Origin of the sequence: Rhizobium sp. BK098, from assembly GCF_014193155.1 — a bacterium.
GTDB lineage: Bacteria > Pseudomonadota > Alphaproteobacteria > Rhizobiales > Rhizobiaceae > Rhizobium.
On the sequence record NZ_JACHYY010000008.1, the window covers coordinates 285,642 to 304,522 of the forward strand.

At 60.1% G+C, this 18,881-nt stretch carries 24 protein-coding genes; 18 read left to right on the forward strand and 6 right to left on the reverse strand.

Annotated elements, in window-relative coordinates; translation table 11 throughout:
* The first annotated feature begins 67 nt into the window (after positions 1-67).
* Complete coding sequence (locus tag FHT73_RS21425) at positions 68-868, forward strand: MBL fold metallo-hydrolase (protein ID WP_246712187.1); 801 nt, start codon at positions 68-70, stop codon at positions 866-868.
* A 135-nt stretch (positions 869-1,003) separates the two neighbouring features.
* Positions 1,004-1,750 carry a YebC/PmpR family DNA-binding transcriptional regulator gene (locus FHT73_RS21430; RefSeq protein ID WP_112410001.1) on the forward strand — a complete coding sequence of 249 codons (747 nt, stop codon included), beginning with the start codon at positions 1,004-1,006 and terminating at the stop codon, positions 1,748-1,750.
* A 54-nt stretch (positions 1,751-1,804) separates the two neighbouring features.
* Here FHT73_RS21430 and FHT73_RS21435 read toward each other — a convergent pair whose 3' ends face one another.
* Together FHT73_RS21435 and FHT73_RS21440 are read right to left on the reverse strand one after the other, a co-directional pair.
* Positions 1,805-2,608: an anti-sigma factor gene (locus FHT73_RS21435; protein ID WP_112609510.1), complete on the reverse strand. Its 804-nt coding sequence runs from the start codon at positions 2,606-2,608 to the stop codon at positions 1,805-1,807.
* The gene (locus FHT73_RS21440) at positions 2,605-3,357 is read right to left on the reverse strand and encodes a sigma-70 family RNA polymerase sigma factor (protein ID WP_112609508.1); all 753 of its coding nucleotides are present in this window, start codon (positions 3,355-3,357) and stop codon (positions 2,605-2,607) included. The genes FHT73_RS21435 and FHT73_RS21440 overlap by 4 nt, the downstream gene beginning before the upstream one ends.
* A 344-nt stretch (positions 3,358-3,701) precedes the next feature.
* Here FHT73_RS21440 and FHT73_RS21445 point away from each other — a divergent pair, with 344 nt between their 5' ends.
* The 3 genes from FHT73_RS21445 to FHT73_RS21455 all read left to right on the forward strand — a co-directional run bounded on the left by FHT73_RS21445 (position 3,702) and on the right by FHT73_RS21455 (position 5,705).
* A complete protein-coding gene (locus FHT73_RS21445; RefSeq protein WP_112609506.1) occupies positions 3,702-4,676 on the forward strand; it encodes an MBL fold metallo-hydrolase in 975 nt (324 codons plus the stop codon).
* Between the two features lie 25 nt (positions 4,677-4,701).
* On the forward strand, positions 4,702-5,163 hold the full coding sequence (locus FHT73_RS21450; protein ID WP_112609504.1) for a tetratricopeptide repeat protein: 462 nt from the start codon (positions 4,702-4,704) through the stop codon (positions 5,161-5,163).
* A gap of 104 nt (positions 5,164-5,267) precedes the next feature.
* Entirely contained in the window at positions 5,268-5,705 is a 438-nt protein-coding gene (locus FHT73_RS21455) for a DoxX family protein (RefSeq protein ID WP_112609502.1), read from the forward strand.
* Positions 5,706-5,775: 70 nt separating this feature from the next.
* Here the strand turns inward: FHT73_RS21455 and FHT73_RS21460 are convergent, their stop codons facing one another.
* Positions 5,776-6,774, reverse strand: coding sequence for an LLM class flavin-dependent oxidoreductase (locus tag FHT73_RS21460; protein ID WP_112609500.1), 999 nt, complete (start codon positions 6,772-6,774; stop codon positions 5,776-5,778).
* A gap of 189 nt (positions 6,775-6,963) precedes the next feature.
* On the opposite strand from FHT73_RS21460, the gene ruvC reads away from it, so the two are divergent.
* The 8 genes from ruvC to FHT73_RS21500 all read left to right on the forward strand — a co-directional run bounded on the left by ruvC (position 6,964) and on the right by FHT73_RS21500 (position 12,017).
* Positions 6,964-7,476, forward strand: coding sequence for a crossover junction endodeoxyribonuclease RuvC (gene ruvC, locus FHT73_RS21465; protein WP_112335061.1), 513 nt, complete (start codon positions 6,964-6,966; stop codon positions 7,474-7,476).
* A 60-nt stretch (positions 7,477-7,536) separates the two neighbouring features.
* Complete coding sequence (locus tag FHT73_RS21470) at positions 7,537-7,788, forward strand: AbrB/MazE/SpoVT family DNA-binding domain-containing protein (protein WP_112609498.1); 252 nt, start codon at positions 7,537-7,539, stop codon at positions 7,786-7,788.
* Between the two features lie 2 nt (positions 7,789-7,790).
* Positions 7,791-8,204, forward strand: coding sequence for a type II toxin-antitoxin system VapC family toxin (locus FHT73_RS21475; RefSeq protein WP_112335059.1), 414 nt, complete (start codon positions 7,791-7,793; stop codon positions 8,202-8,204).
* Positions 8,205-8,216: 12 nt separating this feature from the next.
* Positions 8,217-8,831 carry a Holliday junction branch migration protein RuvA gene (ruvA, locus tag FHT73_RS21480; RefSeq protein ID WP_112409994.1) on the forward strand — a complete coding sequence of 205 codons (615 nt, stop codon included), beginning with the start codon at positions 8,217-8,219 and terminating at the stop codon, positions 8,829-8,831.
* A 153-nt stretch (positions 8,832-8,984) separates the two neighbouring features.
* The gene (gene ruvB / locus FHT73_RS21485) at positions 8,985-10,028 is read left to right on the forward strand and encodes a Holliday junction branch migration DNA helicase RuvB (RefSeq protein WP_112609496.1); all 1,044 of its coding nucleotides are present in this window, start codon (positions 8,985-8,987) and stop codon (positions 10,026-10,028) included.
* Complete coding sequence (locus FHT73_RS21490) at positions 10,025-10,927, forward strand: metallophosphoesterase (protein WP_112609494.1); 903 nt, start codon at positions 10,025-10,027, stop codon at positions 10,925-10,927. The genes ruvB and FHT73_RS21490 overlap by 4 nt, the downstream gene beginning before the upstream one ends.
* Positions 10,928-10,932: 5 nt before the next feature.
* On the forward strand, positions 10,933-11,442 hold the full coding sequence (locus tag FHT73_RS21495) for an NUDIX hydrolase (RefSeq protein WP_112609623.1): 510 nt from the start codon (positions 10,933-10,935) through the stop codon (positions 11,440-11,442).
* Between the two features lie 11 nt (positions 11,443-11,453).
* A complete protein-coding gene (locus tag FHT73_RS21500) occupies positions 11,454-12,017 on the forward strand; it encodes a DinB family protein (RefSeq protein ID WP_112609492.1) in 564 nt (187 codons plus the stop codon).
* Here the strand turns inward: FHT73_RS21500 and FHT73_RS21505 are convergent.
* Genes FHT73_RS21505 through FHT73_RS21515 form a run of 3 tightly spaced genes read right to left on the reverse strand, consistent with a single transcriptional unit; the run spans position 12,001 to position 14,998 of the window.
* Positions 12,001-12,918: an NAD(P)-dependent oxidoreductase gene (locus FHT73_RS21505; RefSeq protein WP_112609490.1), complete on the reverse strand. Its 918-nt coding sequence runs from the start codon at positions 12,916-12,918 to the stop codon at positions 12,001-12,003. The two genes, FHT73_RS21500 and FHT73_RS21505, sit on opposite strands and share 17 nt — an antisense overlap.
* Positions 12,915-13,781: a glycosyltransferase gene (locus FHT73_RS21510; protein ID WP_183714686.1), complete on the reverse strand. Its 867-nt coding sequence runs from the start codon at positions 13,779-13,781 to the stop codon at positions 12,915-12,917. The genes FHT73_RS21505 and FHT73_RS21510 overlap by 4 nt, the downstream gene beginning before the upstream one ends.
* Positions 13,778-14,998, reverse strand: a complete 1,221-nt coding sequence (locus tag FHT73_RS21515) for an NAD-dependent epimerase/dehydratase family protein (RefSeq protein ID WP_112609488.1) — start codon at positions 14,996-14,998, stop codon at positions 13,778-13,780. Before FHT73_RS21515 ends, FHT73_RS21510 begins: the two co-directional genes overlap by 4 nt.
* A gap of 135 nt (positions 14,999-15,133) precedes the next feature.
* Between FHT73_RS21515 and ybgC the strand changes: the two genes are divergently transcribed.
* The 5 genes from ybgC (at position 15,134) to FHT73_RS29810 (ending at position 18,868) form a co-directional block, all read left to right on the forward strand.
* Entirely contained in the window at positions 15,134-15,589 is a 456-nt protein-coding gene (gene ybgC, locus FHT73_RS21520) for a tol-pal system-associated acyl-CoA thioesterase (RefSeq protein ID WP_112335292.1), read from the forward strand.
* 419 nt (positions 15,590-16,008) lie between these two features.
* Positions 16,009-16,731: a protein TolQ gene (gene tolQ / locus FHT73_RS21525; RefSeq protein WP_041677650.1), complete on the forward strand. Its 723-nt coding sequence runs from the start codon at positions 16,009-16,011 to the stop codon at positions 16,729-16,731.
* A gap of 26 nt (positions 16,732-16,757) precedes the next feature.
* Positions 16,758-17,219, forward strand: a complete 462-nt coding sequence (tolR, locus tag FHT73_RS21530; RefSeq protein WP_112335052.1) for a protein TolR — start codon at positions 16,758-16,760, stop codon at positions 17,217-17,219.
* 9 nt (positions 17,220-17,228) lie between these two features.
* Positions 17,229-18,452 (forward strand): hypothetical protein, encoded by a 1,224-nt coding sequence (locus FHT73_RS21535; RefSeq protein WP_183714689.1) that lies wholly within the window; start codon positions 17,229-17,231, stop codon positions 18,450-18,452.
* A gap of 248 nt (positions 18,453-18,700) precedes the next feature.
* Complete coding sequence (locus tag FHT73_RS29810; protein ID WP_348648149.1) at positions 18,701-18,868, forward strand: hypothetical protein; 168 nt, start codon at positions 18,701-18,703, stop codon at positions 18,866-18,868.
* Positions 18,869-18,881 lie beyond the last annotated feature (13 nt).

An 18,881-nucleotide genomic window follows, 5' to 3' on the forward strand; every position in this document is an offset into this window, starting at 1 on the left:
CCACTATCTGGCTTGAGGGGATGGCATGTTACAGCGATTTCCTGTCCTTGCCGCGTTTTTCCTGGCGATGATTTTTTGGTGGACTGCGGCTGACGCCCAGCAAAAGCCCTCTCGTCCGCAACCCAGCCAATGCCAGGCGATCGCGCAATCTCTTCCGAAAGCAACTTTCGCCAGCTTTTCTCCTCCCGACCCGACGCTTGCCGATGATCCGGTTAATGGCGAGGTGAAGATTACCTTCCTCGGCCATGCGACGCTGTTCATCGAAACGCCGGGCGGCGTTTCCATCGCCACGGATTATAGCGGTGCCTATCCGCCGCCCTATACGCCCGAGGTCGTCACGATGAACAAGGCGCATCCGAGCCACTACACGCTGACGCCGGACCCGGCGATCAAATATGTGCTGCATGGATGGAGCGATGTGCCTGGAGAGCCGGAAAAGATCCGCATGACTGTGGGAGATACGCTGATCCGCAATGTTGTCACCGATATTCGCTCCTGGGGCGGCGGCATCGAAGCCAACGGCAATTCGATCTTCATCTTCGAGGTGGCGGGCCTTTGCATCGGACATCTGGGCCATTTGCATTTCGAGCTCACCGACCAGCAATATGCCGAGATCGGCCGTCTCGATGTCGTGATGGTGCCGGTCGACGGCGGTCTGACCATGGGGGCCGACAGCATGAGCCGCGTGGTGAAAAGGCTGCGCTCGTCGCTGATCCTGCCCATGCATCGCTGGGGTCCGCCGGTCGATCAGTTTCTCGCCCTGTTCGGCCCCGACTTCGATATTGCCTATGCACCGACGCCGAGCGTCACGGTGTCGGTGAAGACCTTGCCGCGCAAGCCGCTGATCTATGTGCTCAAGGGGCTGTGACCATCGCGATCACCTTTGAGACCTTCTCGATCGCGACCGCTCTTCATCCCCATTATCCGGCTTTTTACTTGAATGAGGGCCGCTTCGCTCTTATAAGGCAGCCCATTCCCAACAAAAGACGTGAACAGGGGTGCCATGGCTGGCCATTCACAGTTTAAAAACATCATGCACCGCAAGGGTCGTCAGGACTCTGTGCGCTCGAAAATGTTCTCGAAGCTGGCGCGCGAAATTACGGTCGCTGCCAAATCGGGCCTGCCCGACCCGACCATGAACGCGAGCCTGCGTCTGGCGATCCAGAACGCCAAGGCCCAGTCGATGCCGAAGGACAATATCGACCGTGCCATCAAGAAGGCTTCCGGTGCCGATACCGAGAATTACGACGCGATCCGTTACGAGGGCTACGGTCCGGGCGGTACGGCGATCATCGTCGAAGCGCTGACCGACAACCGCAACCGCACAGCATCCAACGTTCGCTCGATCTTCACGAAGGCCGGCGGTGCGCTTGGCGAAACCGGTTCGGTGTCCTTCTCCTTCGATCACGTCGGCGAAATCACCTACAAGCCGACCGCCGGCGATGCCGACAAGGTCATGGAAGCGGCGATCGAGGCAGGCGCCGATGATGTCGAAAGCGATGAAGAGGGCCATGTCATCATCTGCGCCTTCGAATCCCTCGGCGAAGTCGCCAAGGCGCTCGAAGCGACGCTCGGCGAAGCCGAAACCGTGAAGGCGATCTGGCGCGCGCAGAACAACGTGCCGGTCGACGAAGAAAAGGCCCAGTCGCTGATGAAGCTCATCGAAAACCTTGAAGACGATGACGACGTTCAGAACGTCTATTCGAACTTCGAAGTTTCGGACGAAGTTATGGCCAAGCTCTCGGCCTGATCCCTTCTGATCATTCAGAAAAGCCGGCTGCAGCGATGCGGCCGGCTTTTTGCGTTATGGGGCTGTCGTGCGGATAAAATCATCGCGGAAGGTGGTGAGATCCGGTGCGGCGACATCGGAGACAGCCCAAAAGACCAGCCCGTCGGCATGCCATTCGACGAAATTATAGCCCTCCTTCTCGGCATTGGTTTTGGCTCCCGCAGCGCCCGGCCAGATGAAGAGATTGATGACATGACCATGCCGGCGATAGATCAGCGCCGCCACCACCCGACCATCGAGATAATCCACCCTGCCGCCGACGAGAGGGAAGCCCTGTGCTGCCAGATCGACTACGGGCGGGGAGAAATCGATCTTGCCGTTGAACCATGGTTTGACCGTGTGCTGGTCTGATGTCAGCACGTCGGTCAGATGGTCGGCGAGCATCGAGCGCACATGGCTTGCGAGAAGCTGATCCTCGATCGTCTGGCTCTGCTGCGGCACGTTCAGTACCAGCATGAGGCTTGCCGCAAGGACGGCAAGCGACGGCACGAAACTCCATTCGCGGACCAATCGCCACACGTGCTGCCACGGGCTCTCCGTTTGGCTCGCGGCCGTGGTTGCGCGCCTCATCATGGATTGCTCCAGCGTCAGTGCCGCCTGCACGCGGGCATGGACGGTATCAGGCGCCTGCCATTTGACGCCCTCGCGTGCGGAAAGACGCTTGACCATCAGAGCATTCTCCATCTCGCCGGCGCAGTCCCGGCAAGTCGCCAGATGCGCCTCGAAACGCGCCGCGTTGGTTGCGTCCAGTTCGCCGTCGATGAAGCCGTGCAGCAGGTCGTTCCATTCACTGTGATCATGTTGCTCTCTGCCGCTCATCGTGCCGCCCCTTTCTCGTCGAGGCTGCGCCAGACTTCGCCGAAATCACGGCGGGCGCGGGCAAGGCGCGACATGACGGTGCCGATCGGCGCATCGATGATCTCGGCAATTTCCCTGTAGGAGAGATCCTCGAGTTCGCGCAGGACCAGGACCTCGCGCATGGCATCGGGCAGCCTGTTGATGACCTCGCGCACGCGCTGCGTTTCCGACTTGCGGATGAAGGCCGCCTCGGGCGTATCCTCTTCGGAGGCGGGATCAGGGGAGGGCGGGCCCTCATCCGAATCCCGTTCGTCCGTCATCGGCTGCTCATAGCGAGTCTTGCGCCGGCCCTCCTGCAGCCAGGCATGGTAGCAATTGCGGACGATGGTGAAGGTCCAGGCGCGGGCATCGCCGTCGCGAAACCCGCCGAAGCCGCGATAGGCGCGAAGATAGGCTTCCTGCACGATATCCTGGGCTGCATCGGCATCACGGCTCAGGAACCGCGCGAAATTATAGGCGGCGTCCAGATGCGGGATGATCGTTTGCTGGAAGCGACGCATAGTCTCGTCGGGGGAGGCGGTCGCACGCTGTGCAGGCATTTCATGCGACGATGAGTCTGCCGTAGTCGTGAGGACAATGTATCCGCTCGGCTTCAGTGCCGCAAGGAAAGCGCGCAGGCAGTTTGTAAACCAACCCGACCTGCCAACCGCGTCGTCTTGCGATGGGCGCAAGCTCCATATCGGGAACTCGCCGAGCGTCATCGAAGTCATAAATTGGGCGTCTTTCATCATGATCCCCGCAAAACGCCGATACCGACTGTAAGCCTCGGATACGGTGCTTGCAATGTTGCCTGCGATACTAGATCGCGCCCGCGCGGGTTTTATTCCCGGTCGAAAGCAAAAAATCGCAGATGCCGAATGCGGAGGCCCGCCATTCTGCCGCTCCAATCCAGTCTCATGAAAAATAACCTCATACATTTCAACGGTTTGTGAGAATTTTTCGCGCGATTGGGAATAAGCGCTCATTGCTATCGATCTTCTTCCTCAGTGGACGGCCGCGATTGCTTGCGACCTCCGCCCGGCCCGAAAAGCCATAACCCTGAGGAGATATTGCGATGTTTGATATGACCCGCCGCGCCGTGCTCGGCACGGCCGCAGCTGCGGCAGCCTTCGGGCTGTCGTCGAAGCTCGAATTCATTCCGCAAGCTTTTGCCGCCACGCAGCTGGAGCCGACGGTCGGCTTCTACAAATACAAAGTCGGTTCGATCGAGGTCACGGCCATCTATGACGGCATCTGGCGCAAGCCGCACGATCCGGCCTTCATCAAGAATGCTTCCGTCGAAGACACCAAGGCAGCACTCTCAAAGGCCGGCCTTACCACAGACTTCATGCCGATTCCGCTGACCGTCGTCGTTCTCGATATCGGCGGGCGCAAGATCATGATGGATGCCGGCTCCGGTGTCGGCCAATGGCAGACCAATGCCACGCATCTGCCGGCCAACATGGCTGCCGCCGGCATCGACTATAAGAAGATCGATACGATCATGATCTCGCATTTCCATCCCGACCACGTCTGGGGCCTGATGGAAAAGGAAACGAACGCGGCCGTCTTCCCGAATGCCGAGCTGATCGTCAACGCCGCCGAATACAACTGGTGGACCGATCCCGGCCGCGTCGACAAGCTGGCGCAGGGCCGCAAGGAAGCCGGCCGCCGCATCGCCTCCGTCTTCCCGACGTGGAAGAACTGGAAGCTGGTCGAGGACAATGCCGAAGTAGCGCCCGGCGTGCACATGCTTGCCGCATACGGTCATACGCCGGGCCACTCGGTCTTCCTCATCGATGGCGGCAGCGAGCAGCTGATGGTCTCGGCCGACATCATGTATGTGCCGGCACTGCTGGCGCCTCATCCCGAATGGGAAGGTGCCTACGACCAGGATGGTCCGATGGCGGTTGCCACCCGCCGCAGGCTGATCGATCGCGTCATTGCCGACAAGATCAGGATTTGCGGCTCGCATTTCCCGTTCCCGGGCTCCGGCACCTTCGTCAAGGACGGCAATGCCTACGGATTCACCCCCACCATCCAGGCCTGAGCGGCCAAAAACAGGAGCAATTACCATGTTCAGACATGTCATTTTCGGGATCGCAGGCCTGTGCGTCGTCGCCATCCTTCCGGCCGCAACGGCAGGCATTGCCTTTGCCGTCGACAATATGGAATCGACCGATGCGCCGGACCTGACCTCCGTGCGTACCAAGATCGATGCGAAGGACTATGCCGGCGCACTCGCCGAGCTTCGCGATATCGCCGAGGAGCACCAGCAGGCCGATGTCTACAATCTGATGGGCTTCACCCTGCGCAAGACCGGCGACTTCAAGACGTCGCTCACTTACTACACCAAGGCCCTGGAACTGCAGCCGGGTCACAAGGGCGCGCACGAATATCTCGGCGAGCTCTATGTCGAGACGGGCGACATGCCTAAGGCCCGCGAGCAGCTGGCGACGCTGACAAAGCTTTGCCCGGCGGGATGCGAGGAGCTTGAGGACCTGACCAAGGCGATCGCCGCCAAGGCCAGCAACTGAGCCCGATCTCCATCGTTCCGGCGGCATTTCACTCGGTCATGTCGAGGGGATGCCGCCGGACGGGATCGGAAGCCGCACGAATATCGACAGGAAGGAGAAAGGTCATGGAATTCGAAGAGGAGAGTGCCGTTCTTGTGAATATGGCCGACATGGCATTGCTGTTCGGCCGCCTGCTGCTATCGCTGCTCTTTCTGGAAGAAGGCATCGAACTTGCCAGCAATCTCGACACCGCATTGGAGGCCATGGCGAGGCTTGGCGTCACTGCCCCTATCGCCATTGCCACCATCGTGCTGCAGCTTGGCGCCGGCCTCGCCATCGCGCTCGGGCTTATGACGCGCCTTGCGGCATTTGGCCTTGGCCTATTCTGTGTGCTGACGGCGCTACTTTTTCACACCAACTTCGCCAGCCATAATGAGTTGCTGCATTTCGAAAAGGATCTGGCGATCGCGGGCGGTATGTTCGCGCTGATCGTCGCCGGCGCCGGCAAGCTGTCGCTCGACATGCTCATCCGGCGTCATTGGAAGACGAGGCTCGTGGCTTGAGCCCGCCGATCGCCCGGTGAGCCATATATGCTGGATCGGCTCACCGGATTAGACCGTTCGCTTTCGAAGGTCAGGAGACCTTCTTGAAGCTTGGAAGCGTCGCGAAGAGTTCCACCGACTTCAGGCGTGCCTCGATATCGTGAATCGGCATCGATATGATGACTTCATCGGCTTCCGTATCCTTGATGAATTGCGAAAGCTTCGCCTCCGCCGTTGCCGGCGAGCCGACCACGGCATAGCGCAACGTATTTTCCACGTTCAGTTTTTCCATTGGCGTCCAGAAATCATCCATGTCACGGCGCGGGCGCGGGAAGGGGCCGCGCACGTTGCGGCGGAGATTGACGAATTGCTGTTGCGCGGAGGTGAAGTGATACTGCGCTTCCTCATCCGTCTCCGCCACCGCTCCCATGGCGCCGACCATGACATAGGGCTTGTCGAGCGTGGCCGAAGGCGTGAAGCGCTCGCGATAGATGGCGATGGCATCCATCAAGGCTTCCGGGGCGAAATGCGAAGCGAAAGCATAGGGCAAGCCCAGCATAGCGGCGAGGTGGGCGCTGTAGAGGCTGGAGCCGAGCAGCCAGATAGGGATATTGGCGCCATGGCCGGGAACGGCAAGGATGATCTGATTGTCGTCCGCGGGGCTGAAGAGGTGCCGCAGTTCGACGATATCCTGAGGAAAGCTCTGCGCGCCGGCATCTATATTTCGCCGCAGGGCCTGCGCCGTGCGCATGTCGGTGCCCGGGGCGCGGCCGAGGCCGAGATCGACGCGGCCGGGAAACAGCGCTTCCAGCGTGCCGAACTGTTCGGCAATCACGAGCGGTGAATGGTTCGGCAGCATGACGCCGCCCGAACCGATGCGGATGCGCGAGGTTGCCGCGCCGACATGGCCGATGACGACCGATGTCGCGGCGCTGGCAACACCCGGCATGCCGTGATGCTCGGCAAGCCAGAATCGGTTATAGCCCAGCTCTTCCGCCTTCTGCGCCATGCGCTTCGAGCCGTCGAAGGATTGGCTGATGGTGCTGCCTTCGGCAACGGGCGAAAGATCGAGGATGGAAAAGGGGACCATGGCAAGAAACCTGCGTGGTGGAAGGGAGGGTCGCTTGCACATGTAGGAGCGCTGTCCGCCTATTCCAAACCCATCGCCGCAATTTCGTCACGATGTTTTCAGCGCGGCTTTGGCGATCCAACCAGACCCTTGTTTTTGTTTTGTTCACATTTTGCTGGCACATGTCGAGCCTGAAAGATAGGTTGGCTTATGCAGAATACGATTCGCATCATCGGCATCGATCCGGGCCTGCGCCGTACCGGCTGGGGTATCATCGATACGCTTGGCAATTCCCTGCGCTTCGTGGCGTCGGGGACCGTGACCTCGGACGGCGACATGGATCTCGCGTCCCGTCTCTGCCAGCTGCATGACGGACTTGCCGAGGTTGTTCACAGCTATCAGCCCAATGAGGCCGCCGTCGAACAGACCTTCGTCAACAAGGATGCGGTGGCAACCCTGAAGCTCGGTCAGGCGCGCGGCGTCGTCATGCTGGTTCCGGCGCGCGCTGGCCTGCCTGTCTCGGAATATGCGCCGAATGCGGTCAAAAAGGCCGTCATCGGCGTCGGCCACGGCGAGAAGCAGCAGATTCACATGATGCTGAAGATCCTGATGCCCAAGGTCGAGTTCAAGGGCAATGACGCGGCCGATGCGCTCGCTATCGCCGTCTGTCACGCCCATAACCGCGGCGCCAGCCGGCTGCGGCAGGCAGCGCTGGCCGGGTAGTTTGTTCTTGACTTGTTCTTATGGTAATGATAATTCTTACTTTAAGTTTGGAGAGTAAGAATGCGTGTGACATCCAAAGGGCAGGTGACCATCCCCCGCGACTTGCGCGAGTTGGCTGGCATAGAGCTCAATAGCGAAGTCATATTTTCCATCGAGGATGGAAAGCTGGTTGTTTCGCCCAAGAACGGTAAGCGGGACATCGAGGATCGGCAGCGGCTCGATCGGTTTATGGCTACCCTCAAGCGGTTGGAAGGCACCGGCGATCAGGAGATCGATGCCGAAGCGCTGATGTCGATGACTCGTGACCGGTAATCATGGTCACTATCGTCGATACGAATGTGTTGGTTGATTTGGCCATCCCTGGTTCAGTTTGGCATGGTTGGTCCAGCGCGCAGGTTCTTTCCGCTTTCAAGCGAGGAGCAGTCATTATCAACCCCATCATCTATGCGGAATTCTCGGTGCGATACAGCAGTATGGATCAAGTGGACGAACTGCTGCCGCAAAGCGAATTCCGCCGCGAAAGCCTGCCGTGGTCAGCGGCATTTGCCGCAGCGGCGGCTTTCAGGGTTTATCGTCAGGCTGGCGGTGGGAGAGAACGCATTCTTCCTGATTTTATGATCGGCGCACACGCTGCGGTGCGTGGCTATTCCATATTAACACGAGATCCCAAGGGCTATCGCTCCTACTTTCCCTCGCTCGACCTCATCACCCCAGAAACCCATCCCTGACGGACATCATCCATGATCGGCAAGCTGAAAGGCACAATCGAAGAGATCGGCGAAGACTATGTGCTCGTGGATGTGCACGGCGTCTGCTACGTCGCCTATTGTTCGGCTCGGACGCTGTCGAAGCTCGGGTCGGTCGGCGAGGCCTGCATTCTCTTCATCGAGACATATGTGCGCGAAGATCAGATCCGGCTTTTCGGCTTCATGACGGCGCTGGAACGCGAGTGGTTCAACATCGTGCAGACGGTTCAGGGCGTCGGTGCGAAAGTGGCGCTGGCGCTGCTATCGACGTTGACGCCGGCCGAGCTTGCCAATGCGATCGCCTTGCAGGATCGCGCCGCCGTCTCGCGAGCGCCGGGTGTCGGCCCCAAGGTCGCCATGCGCATCGTGACGGAACTGAAGAACAAGGCGCCGGCTTTTGCCGGCGACGCGGCCAATATCGCGCTCAAGCAGGAGCTGGGCGAAGGCGTTGCCGCAGCACCCGTGGCCGATGCCGTTTCGGCGCTGACCAATCTCGGCTACTCCCGCGATCAAGCAGCCAACGCCGTTGCGGCGGCTATAAAGGCGGCCGGCGAAGGTGCGGATAGCGCCAAGCTGATCCGGCTCGGTCTCAAGGAACTCGCGCGGTGAGGCTTTGCACCATCCGCAATCCTGACTATTGTCGCAAAGCTGAGAGATCGGGCCTCGGCACTCCTTAGTCACAGAGTATTTTTGAGGCGGTGGTTGTGATAACGCCTTCGGCGCAGAAGCCGCAAAACGCATACCGGGAATGGAACCTCTGACATGAGTGAAGCCGCACGTCTGATATCGCCGGAAAAGCGGGGCGAAGACATCGATGCGACGCTCAGGCCGCAATCGCTGGACGAGTTTACCGGCCAGGCGGAAGCGCGCGCCAATCTGAAGGTCTTCATCGAGGCGGCCAAGGGTCGTGGCGAGGCACTGGATCATGTGCTGTTCGTCGGCCCGCCCGGCCTCGGCAAGACCACGCTGGCGCAGATCATGGCCAAGGAACTCGGCGTCAACTTTCGCTCGACGTCTGGCCCGGTCATCGCCAAGGCGGGCGATCTTGCGGCGCTGCTCACCAATCTCGAAGAGCGGGACGTGCTCTTCATCGACGAAATCCATCGTCTCAATCCGGCTGTCGAGGAAATTCTCTATCCGGCGATGGAGGATTTCCAGCTTGATCTCATCATCGGCGAAGGCCCGGCGGCGCGTTCGGTGAAGATCGATCTCGCCAAGTTCACGCTGGTTGCGGCTACGACCCGCCTCGGCCTCCTGACCACGCCGCTGCGCGACCGTTTCGGCATTCCTGTACGGTTGAGCTTCTATACGGTCGAGGAGCTGGAGCTGATCGTCCGGCGTGGTGCCAGGTTGATGGGTCTTGGCATGACGGATGAGGGCGCGCGCGAGATCGCGCGTCGGGCTCGCGGCACGCCGCGCATTGCCGGCCGCCTGCTGCGGCGCGTGCGCGATTTTGCCGAGGTCGCCAAGGTTGAAGCGGTGACGCGCGAGATTGCCGACGAGGCACTGACACGGCTTCTCGTTGATAATGTCGGCTTCGATCAGCTCGACAAGCGCTATCTGAACATGATCGCGGTCAATTTCGGCGGCGGGCCTGTCGGTATCGAGACTATCGCCGCTGGCCTTTCCGAGCCGCGCGATGCGATCGAGGATATTATCGAGCCCTATATGATCCAGCAGGGCTTCATTCAGCGTACGCCGCGCGGGCGCGTCCTGACCGCAATTGCCTGGAAACATCTTGGCCTGCAGCCGCCCAAGGATATTGAGGCGGCACAGTTCCGGCTGTTCCGGGAGGCCGATGAATGATCAGCCGTCGCCGCTTCCTGAAGCTCTTCGGCGGCAGCATTTTCGGTTTGATGGCACTTGGCGGATATGCCCTCGGATATGAGCCGGTCGTTCGCCTGAGTGTCACTCGCTATGCGCTGACCCCGCCTGGCTGGACGCCGGGGCTGAAGCTCAGGATCGTCGCGCTTGCCGATTTCCACGCCTGCGAACCGTGGATGAGCGCCGAACGCATTGCCTCGATCTGTGCGCACGCCAATGATCTCGGTGGCGATATCATCGTTCTGCTCGGCGATTATACGTCGGGAACCGATCTCATCACGGCCCGTGTCGATCATAGCATCTGGGCGGCAGAACTCGCGAAGCTGCAGGCGCCGCTCGGCGTGCATGCCATCGTCGGCAATCATGACTGGTGGCACGATGCGACGGCACAGAGAAACGGCCATGGCCCGACATTCAGTCATCGGGCGTTGGCCGGCGCCGGTATCGATGTCTATTCCAACCGTTCAGCACGCCTTGAAAAGAACGGTCAGGGGTTCTGGCTTTCGGGTGTGGAAGATCAGCTTGCCCTGCGCCGCAGCATGCGGTGGAAGCGGTCTGTGACCAGGGGGCTGGACGATCTCGGCGGTACGCTGGCGCAGGTGACCGACGATGCGCCCGTCATCCTTCTTGCGCATGAGCCGGATATCTTTCCGAGCGTTCCGTCGCGGGTGTCGCTGACCTTGTCCGGACACACGCATGGCGGACAGGTGCGCGTGTTGGGTTGGTCGCCTTATTCGCCGTCGCGCTATGGCGACAGATATGTTTATGGCCATATCGTCGAGGAGGAGCGCCATATCATTGTTTCCGGCGGTCTCGGCTGCTCCATCGCGCCGGTTCGCTTCGGCGTGCCGCCCGAAATCGTCGTCATCGACCTGGGGTGAACATGATGCCGAAACGCAGGCTCATCAGACTGAATGCCGGTGACACGCGTTTTCAGATGCGGGTGGCGGGCCTGGCTTTTCGCGACGGTCATGTACTTGTGCATCGCGCCGTCCACGAAAGCTTCTGGACCTTTCCCGGTGGCCGGGCCGAAATCGGCGAGACCTCAGAGGAAACGCTCAGGCGGGAAATGATGGAGGAACTCGATATCGAGGTGACCGTCGAGCGCCTTCTCTGGTCGGTGGAGAACTTCTTTCACTACGAGCAGCGTGACTGGCACGAGTTCGGCCTCTACTACCTTATGGAAATCCCCGCCAGTTTTCCGTTCCATGCGCGCGATGTCGTGCATCGCATTCAGGATGGCGATAGTGAGCTGGAATTCAAGTGGGCACGGGCAACGCGGGAGGCTCTGGTTGAGCTGGATATCCCGCCCTACTTCATTGCGGAGGAAATCGAAAATCTGCCTGCAACGCCCCGTCATCTCGTCTGGCGTGATGGCGATCTCGACAAAGCCTAAGGGGGTGTCCGATGCCCGATTACGATCCACTCCGAAGCGTGCGAAAGCTTGCCTATAACAATGCGCTGGCGAATGTTCGGCTTTATCGGGCCTGTACGGCGCTGAAGCCCGGAGAATTCGAGGCCGCGCGGGTCAGCTTTTTCCCGTCGATCAAGGCGACGCTTAATCATAACCTCACGGTTGATTGGTTCTATGTCGATGCGCTGGAAGGCGGCTCTTTGGGTCTTCAAGCCTTCGAGGTCGACGAGCCCTACGACCGGCTGGATGATTTGAGCTGGGAGCAGGCGGAGGTCGACCGCCGGCTGGTCGCATTCTGCGAGGCGCTGACGCCGGAAGAAGCCTTACGGGTGATCGATATCCAACGCAGCGGCCGCGTCCAGCGGGAGAGGGCAGACGACGTGCTGAGCCACCTGTTCCAGCACCAGACGCATCACCGCGGTCAGGTGCATGCGATGCTGGCCGGGACAAGCGTTGCCCCGCCGCAGCTCGATGAATTCGTTGTGGCTGACGATGCCCAATTCAGGGGTGCGGAGTTAGCAGCTCTCGGCTGGGACGAGATCAAGCTGATGCGCTGATCTGGCGCTGGTGCAGAGTCGCGGACTTTGCGAGTGTCTCGACCGTCATCTGCAGCAATGCCTTCCCGCCGCCCTGCCAGCCGAGAGAACGGATTTTTGCCGTGCTCATGATGCCGGTCGGCGCGTCGGGCGCTGGTGCGGGCAGGGGATGCGGACAGTGTGTTGCCGCCTGAAGGTGTTGCAGGATTTCGTGGGTATCGGTCGCTATATCCGATAGGTTGAAGGCTTCGCCGTCGATGCGGCCTGCCTCCGTTTCCAGAAGCAGGCGAATAGCGCGGCCGAGATCGCGGCCGTGCACTTCCGTACCTGCCCGTGAGGCAACCGGTCTGCCATTCAGATAATCACTGAACAACGTGTCCCATTTGTTCGGCCGCAAGTCGCCATAGACGCCGGTCGCCCTTATGCTTGCCGTGGCGAAGCCGGGTGTCGAGAGCGAAAAAAGAGCGTGCTCGGCATCGCGCTTGACCGCGCCGTAGAGCGTGTTTGCGGCGGGCTTCGTCGCTTCCGTCACCTCTTCGTTGCCAGCCTGATCGCCATAGACAGCGCGGGAGGAGAGGAAGATGCAGCGACGAATGCCGGCCTTTTTGGCTGCTTCGAATAGCCTTACCGTGCCGTCCAGATTGAGGCGGCGGAACGCTTCGGGATCGTCTCCTTCACCGCCGCGATATTTGCCCGGCAGGTGGCTGAACGCTGCGTGGACGAAGAGATAGGCGTCATCAAAGGCATGACGCTGGTCTTCGGCGGGATCCAGGCTCAGCGGTACGAAGGAAACCGGCCGGGAAAACAAAGCAGGGTCTGGCGGTGTGCGCCCGCCGATCGCGACCTTGTATCCGGCCGACAACAGCTCCTCGGCGATATATCGGCCGACGAGGCCCGTACCGCCCGAGAGGAGGACTCTCATGCCGCTGCCTTCGGATTTGCCAGCGTGGCGATATCAGGCATATCCCGCCCGGTGTGGAAGCTGTGCCACAAGTCGATCAACGGTCCTAGCCGATCGGCCTTGGGGTGATTTTCCTCCCAGGGCTTTTCATACTGGTAATGCAGGATGGAGACGCTGTTCCAGTTCCAGAGTTGAGGCATGCTGAACCAGACATATTGCAGCATGTTCATGAAGACAGGAAGGCCGTGCCAATCGGGGAAAAAGGCTTCCAGAAAAGATTGGTCCGTGCGCCGCCAGAAGACGTCTGGGCGGTCGAGCCGCTGCAGCATGTCCTGAAACGTCAGAAGCGACGGCTTGGCGACGAAAACGCCGGAATTCAGCCGGTGAAAATCCGAAAGGCTCTCATAGACATTCGGGGCTGCCGAAAACTCCGGATAATCGAACAGCTTGTCGACATTCTTCAGCACCAGCGCGTCGGCATCGATGAAGACGCAAGTGTCGTATTCGATGAGCTGCCAGAGCCGCAGCTTGCAGAAATTATCGAGCGGCGTGTGAAAGGACGGCTTGCGGCCCTTAGTAAAAGGCGCGGCGGCATGGAGGTTGCCACGCGCATGCCGCTCGTTGAAGGCGTCCGAAAGCGGGAGATGCTCGACCTCGATCAACCGGCAATCCAGCGCGAGAAGCGGGGCGAGATCGCTTTCGCGAACGCCCGCCGTGTGCAGCACCACAATATCGGCTCTGGTGCCGCTGCGAGCAATCGAGCGCGCCAGCGCCAATGCTCCCATGGCATAGTCGGCATTCGTGACGAGTGTCACGAATGCCTGCCTGGCATGCGGGCGGCTGTGTGGACGCAGCCCCTGCAATATTTCGCTTCTCGGCATCATGACACGGACTTCAATCTCTTGCCCTCGGGATCGTGGTTGACCGTCGCGGCGAGATCCTTTGTCCAGGCCGAGACGGCCGGGACCCGCGAGCGGTCGACGCGATAGGCGTATTTCTTGGCGACATCGACGATCTCGCTCAGCAGGCCGGCTTTCAGTGTGATTGGATCGAGACCGAGACCCAGGAATTTGTCGTTCTTGACGATCAGCTCGTTCTCTGCGGCTTCCTTGCGCGGGTTGGGAAGCCGGACGATTTCGGCGCCGCTGATCTTGGCGATCATCTCCGCGAGATCGCGTATGCGATGCGTTTCCGTCATCTGGTTGAAGATCTCGACACGGGCATTGCGTTGCGGCGGGTTCTTCAAGGCAAGTTCGATGCAGCGCACCGAATCCTGAATATGGATGAAGGCACGCGTCTGGCCGCCGGTGCCGTGGACGGTCAGGGGATAGCCGATCGCCGCCTGGATGAGGAAGCGATTGAGCACCGTGCCATAGTCGCCGTCATAATCGAACCGGTTGATCAGTTGCTCATGCCGGTGCGTCTGCTCGGTATGCGTGCCCCAGACGATGCCCTGATGCAGGTCGGTGATCCTCAGCCCGTCATTCTTGGCATAGAATTGAAAGAGCAGCTGATCGAGGCACTTCGTCATGTGATAGATCGAGCCGGGATTGGCGGGGTAAAGAATCTCCTGGCTCGCCGTGCGACCATCGGTCGTCTCGATGCCGACGGGCAGATAGCCCTCGGGGATAGCAGCGCCGATCGTCGAATAGCCATAGACGCCCATCGTGCCGAGATGCACGAGATGGGCGTCGAGATTGAGGTCTACCAGCGCGTTCAGGAGGTTGTGGGTGGCGTTGACGTTGTTGTTGACCGTGTAGTTCTTGTGGCGGTCGCTCTTCATCGAATAGGGCGCGGCGCGCTGCTCGGCGAAATGGACGATGGCATCGGGGCGATGCTCGGACAGCCATTTTTTCAGAAGCTCATAGTCCCTGGCGAGATCGATCAGGTGGAAATGGATGCGGCGGCCGGTTTCGGCGTGCCATATGCGGGTGCGTTCCTGGATCGAATCCATCGGCGTCAGGGACTGGACACCCAGCTCGGTATCGATCCAGCGGCGGGAGAGATTGTCGAGGATGTGGATCTCATGACCGGCGTCGGAGAGGTGAAGCGAGGTTGGCCAACCAATGAATCCGTCACCGCCCATAACCGCAATTTTCATAGGATCTTCCTTCTATGCCGATCCGCTAGCCGGCACGATTCCGGATAGTCGGAGTTTATGACAATTGTTCAAAGCTTGCTTGATGGCAGAACTTCGGCCAAAGAGATGCCGGACATTCAAGGAGATGCGGCAACGATGAACAGCCCCTTTCTGATAGCTGGGGAACTGGAAGCCGGAAGCCACCGGCTGGTGCAGCGAGTCTACTATGAGGATACGGATTTTTCCGGGCTCGTCTATCACGCGCGCTATCTGCATTTCCTCGAGCGGGGACGCACCGACTACCTGCGTTGTCTCGGAGTGGAACAGCGCGAACTTCTGAATGCCGATGAAGAGGGGCTGGTTTTCGTTGTCCATCGCATGGAGATCGATTTCAAGGGACCGGCTCGCATGGATGACCTGCTGACGATCCGCACGGTCACCGAAAAGGCCGGTGGCGCCAAGATGGTGCTGTCTCAGGAAATCCGGCGCGACGAGACACTGCTGATTGCCGCGAAGGTCATCATTGCCGTGATCAATGCAAAGGGGCGTCCGCGCCGCCTGCCGGAGAAGCTTGCGGCACAAATGCTCACGGCGTCGGAAAGTGCTGGGTAATCAGTAACTTGGAATGCTCATCGCATCAGGGCTGCCTTGCATAAGGATAGCATGATCGACAAGAGGCGGCTTGCAATAACTTGAGTTTTATGTGAAGGAATTCGCCGCGCAAGCTTTGTCTGCGTTTGTCGCCGGTTTCGTCCGGTCAGTTCTTCCCTGGAGCGAGAATAACCTTCGCCGCCGTTAAATCCTTCGTGTTTCGACGCTAACATTCTTTTAACCATAATAGTGTCTTACTGATTAAGTCGGAGTTTGTGCGGTGCACGCCTTCCTTTGACCAAATTTGACGGCAAGAAGGCAGTTGTAAGCTTGGAAGGCTTGACCAGGGCGTTCAGCGGCGGCTGCCAAACAATTCTTGTGAGATCACTTTTAGCCGCCCGGTCTAGCACCGGGCGTTTGGATTCGGGGATTTTGGATCAATGGAACAAGTAGCATTGGCAGCGGCCACCACACCGGACATCACCCTCTGGTCGCTCTTCATGCAGGCAGGCCTGGTGGTCAAGCTCGTCATGATCGGCCTGCTGGCAGCGTCCGTATGGACCTGGGCGATCGTCATCGACAAATATCTGAGCTACGCGCGAGCGCGGCGGCAGTTCGATCACTTCGAGCAGGTTTTCTGGTCCGGCCAGTCGCTCGAAGAGCTCTACCGCACGCTTTCGGAGCGCAACAATACGGGCCTTGGCGCCATTTTCGTCGCAGCGATGCGCGAATGGAAGAAATCCTTCGAGCGCGGCGCTCGCTCGCCGATCGGTTTGCAGATGCGTATCGACCGCGCGATGGACGTGACGCTGGCGCGTGAATCGGAACATCTGACCGCCCGCCTCGGATCGCTCGCGACCATCGGCTCCGCTGGTCCGTTCATCGGTCTCTTCGGTACGGTCGTCGGTATCATGACCTCGTTTCAGGCGATCGCCGGTTCGAAGTCCACCAACCTTGCGGTCGTCGCGCCGGGTATCGCCGAAGCGCTTCTGGCAACCGCGATCGGTCTGGTTGCCGCTATTCCGGCCGTTATCGCCTACAACAAGTTCTCGGCTGATGCCGGCAAGCTTTCGGGCCGCATGGAAGGCTTCGCGGATGAATTCTCCGCCATCCTTTCGCGCCAGATCGATGAAAAGCTGCAGCCGCGCCAGGCTGCGCAGTAAGTCGCGGACAGAACCGGAGTATTCACATGGGAATGTCTGTTGGAGGCAATGGTGGCGGCGGTGGCCGCCGTGGCAGTCGTCGTGGCGGAGGCCGTGGCGGCCCGATTTCCGAGATTAACGTGACGCCGCTGGTCGACGTCATGCTCGTGCTGCTGATCATCTTCATGGTGGCGGCGCCGATGATGACGTCGGGCGTGCCAATCGACCTGCCGCAGACGCAGGCCGGCGCACTGAACGCCCAGACTCAACCGATCACGATCTCGATCAAGGCCGATGGCCAGGTCTTCCTGCAGGAGACGCAGATTAACGTGACCGAGATCGCCGACAAGTTGAAGGCGATCGCGACGACTGGCTATAACGAGCGCATTTTCGTGCGTGGCGACGGCAAGGCGCCTTACGGCGTCATCGCCGACGTCATGTCCCGCATTCAGGAAGCCGGTTACAAGAATATCGGCCTGGTTACGCAGCAGCAGACAACGGATCACTGACGAACCGACATGAAGCGCAGTCTTGCCACATCTGCTGTCATTCACATCCTGGTGCTGATCGGCGCCATGGTGTCGCTGAGTGCGCCGGCGCCGTTGGAGACGCCGGAAAGCACGGCGATGGATGTCGATATCGTGACGGCGGATCAGCTGCAGCAGGGCGAGAAGAAGGCGCCGGTCACAGATCACGCCGCGCGCAAGCCGACGACCAAGCAGGACCAGGTCGCCAACGCCCAGAATACCGGCGAGAACAAGGTGGATATCAAGAACCCGGTCGTGCCGACGCAACGGCCGGAGAGCGAGACTGCGGCTCAAGCGCCGAAGAAGGTGGATACCCCTGTACCGCAGGACGATCCGAGGCCGAACGAGGTCAAGACGATCGAGCAGAAGGAAACGGAGGCCGCTCCCAAGGAAGTGGCCGCCATTCCGCAGCAGAAGCCGGACGTGACGCCGACCCCGAAGCCGGATCCCACGCCGCCGACCCCGAAGGCCGATGCAACGCCGACGCCGCCGACGCCGCAGCCGACCGAGCAGGCTGAAATCCAGCTGCCGAACAATGTTCCTGTGCCGGATATTAAGCCGCAGCCGACGCCGCCGAAGGCTGCCGAGCAGAAGCCTGAGGTTAAGCCGACGCCGAAGCCGGACGTGAAGGTCGCCGACGCAAAGCCGACGGACAAAACGACGACGCAAAGCACGAGCAAGAATACCTCGGCCGACGACGGAAAGAAGGACGCTGACAAGAAGCGTCAGACCCCGAAGGCCTCCAGCAAGGGCCTTGACGATGGTCTTGCCGATCAGATCAACGATCTTCTCAACAACACCTCGTCGAAAGGCGGTGCGAAGCGTTCGTCGCAGCAGGCTTCCGCGGGTGCCGATACGCCGGTCGCTTCGCTTGGCGGCAAGAAGTCGCTTGGTGCCGGCAAGCTCAGCCAGAGCCAGCAGGATGGCCTGCGTGATCTGATCCAGAAATACTGGAACCTCCCGCCTGGTCTTGAAGGCGCCGGCGATGTGCGAATCAAGGTGCACTTCAAGCTCGACAAATCCGGGCAGATCGTCGGTCAGCCGGAAGCGACGACCAACGGGGGACCGGCTTCGACACAAGGTGCCATGCAGTCCGCCGCTGTACGCGCGGTCCTTCGCGCGCAATCGGAGTTCATGTCGATTCTTCCCGTGGACAAATATGAGGACTGGCAGGAAGTCGTCGTCAATTTCAGTGCAGCGGATCTGGGGATGTGATGCGGAGAGCGCGGCTTTTGACGAACCACTGTCTCCGTCTCGGCATGAGCTTGCTTGTGGCCTTGGGCGTGATGTTGGCTGGTGCCGTGTCGGTGCAGGCTGCAAGCGTTAAGCAGCAGCCTGGAAATTCGACTGGGGACCACATCCGCGAGAACGTCGCGAAGTATTGGAACTTTCCTCCGGGGCTCGAGGGAGCGAGAGATGTCCGCGTCCGGGTGCATCTCAGGATCAGCCGAAGCGGAGAAATCGTGGGCGAGCCGAAGGTTACCGTTACCGGTGGCCCCAAGGCGACGCAGCAAGCCATGGCGGCAGCCGCAATGCGAGCTGTGCTTCGGGCTGCCCCGTTCAAGAACCTGCCAATAGATCAATATGACACCTGGAAAGAAGTTAGCCTTAACTTCGCACCGGCTCTGTGACGAATTAATGCTG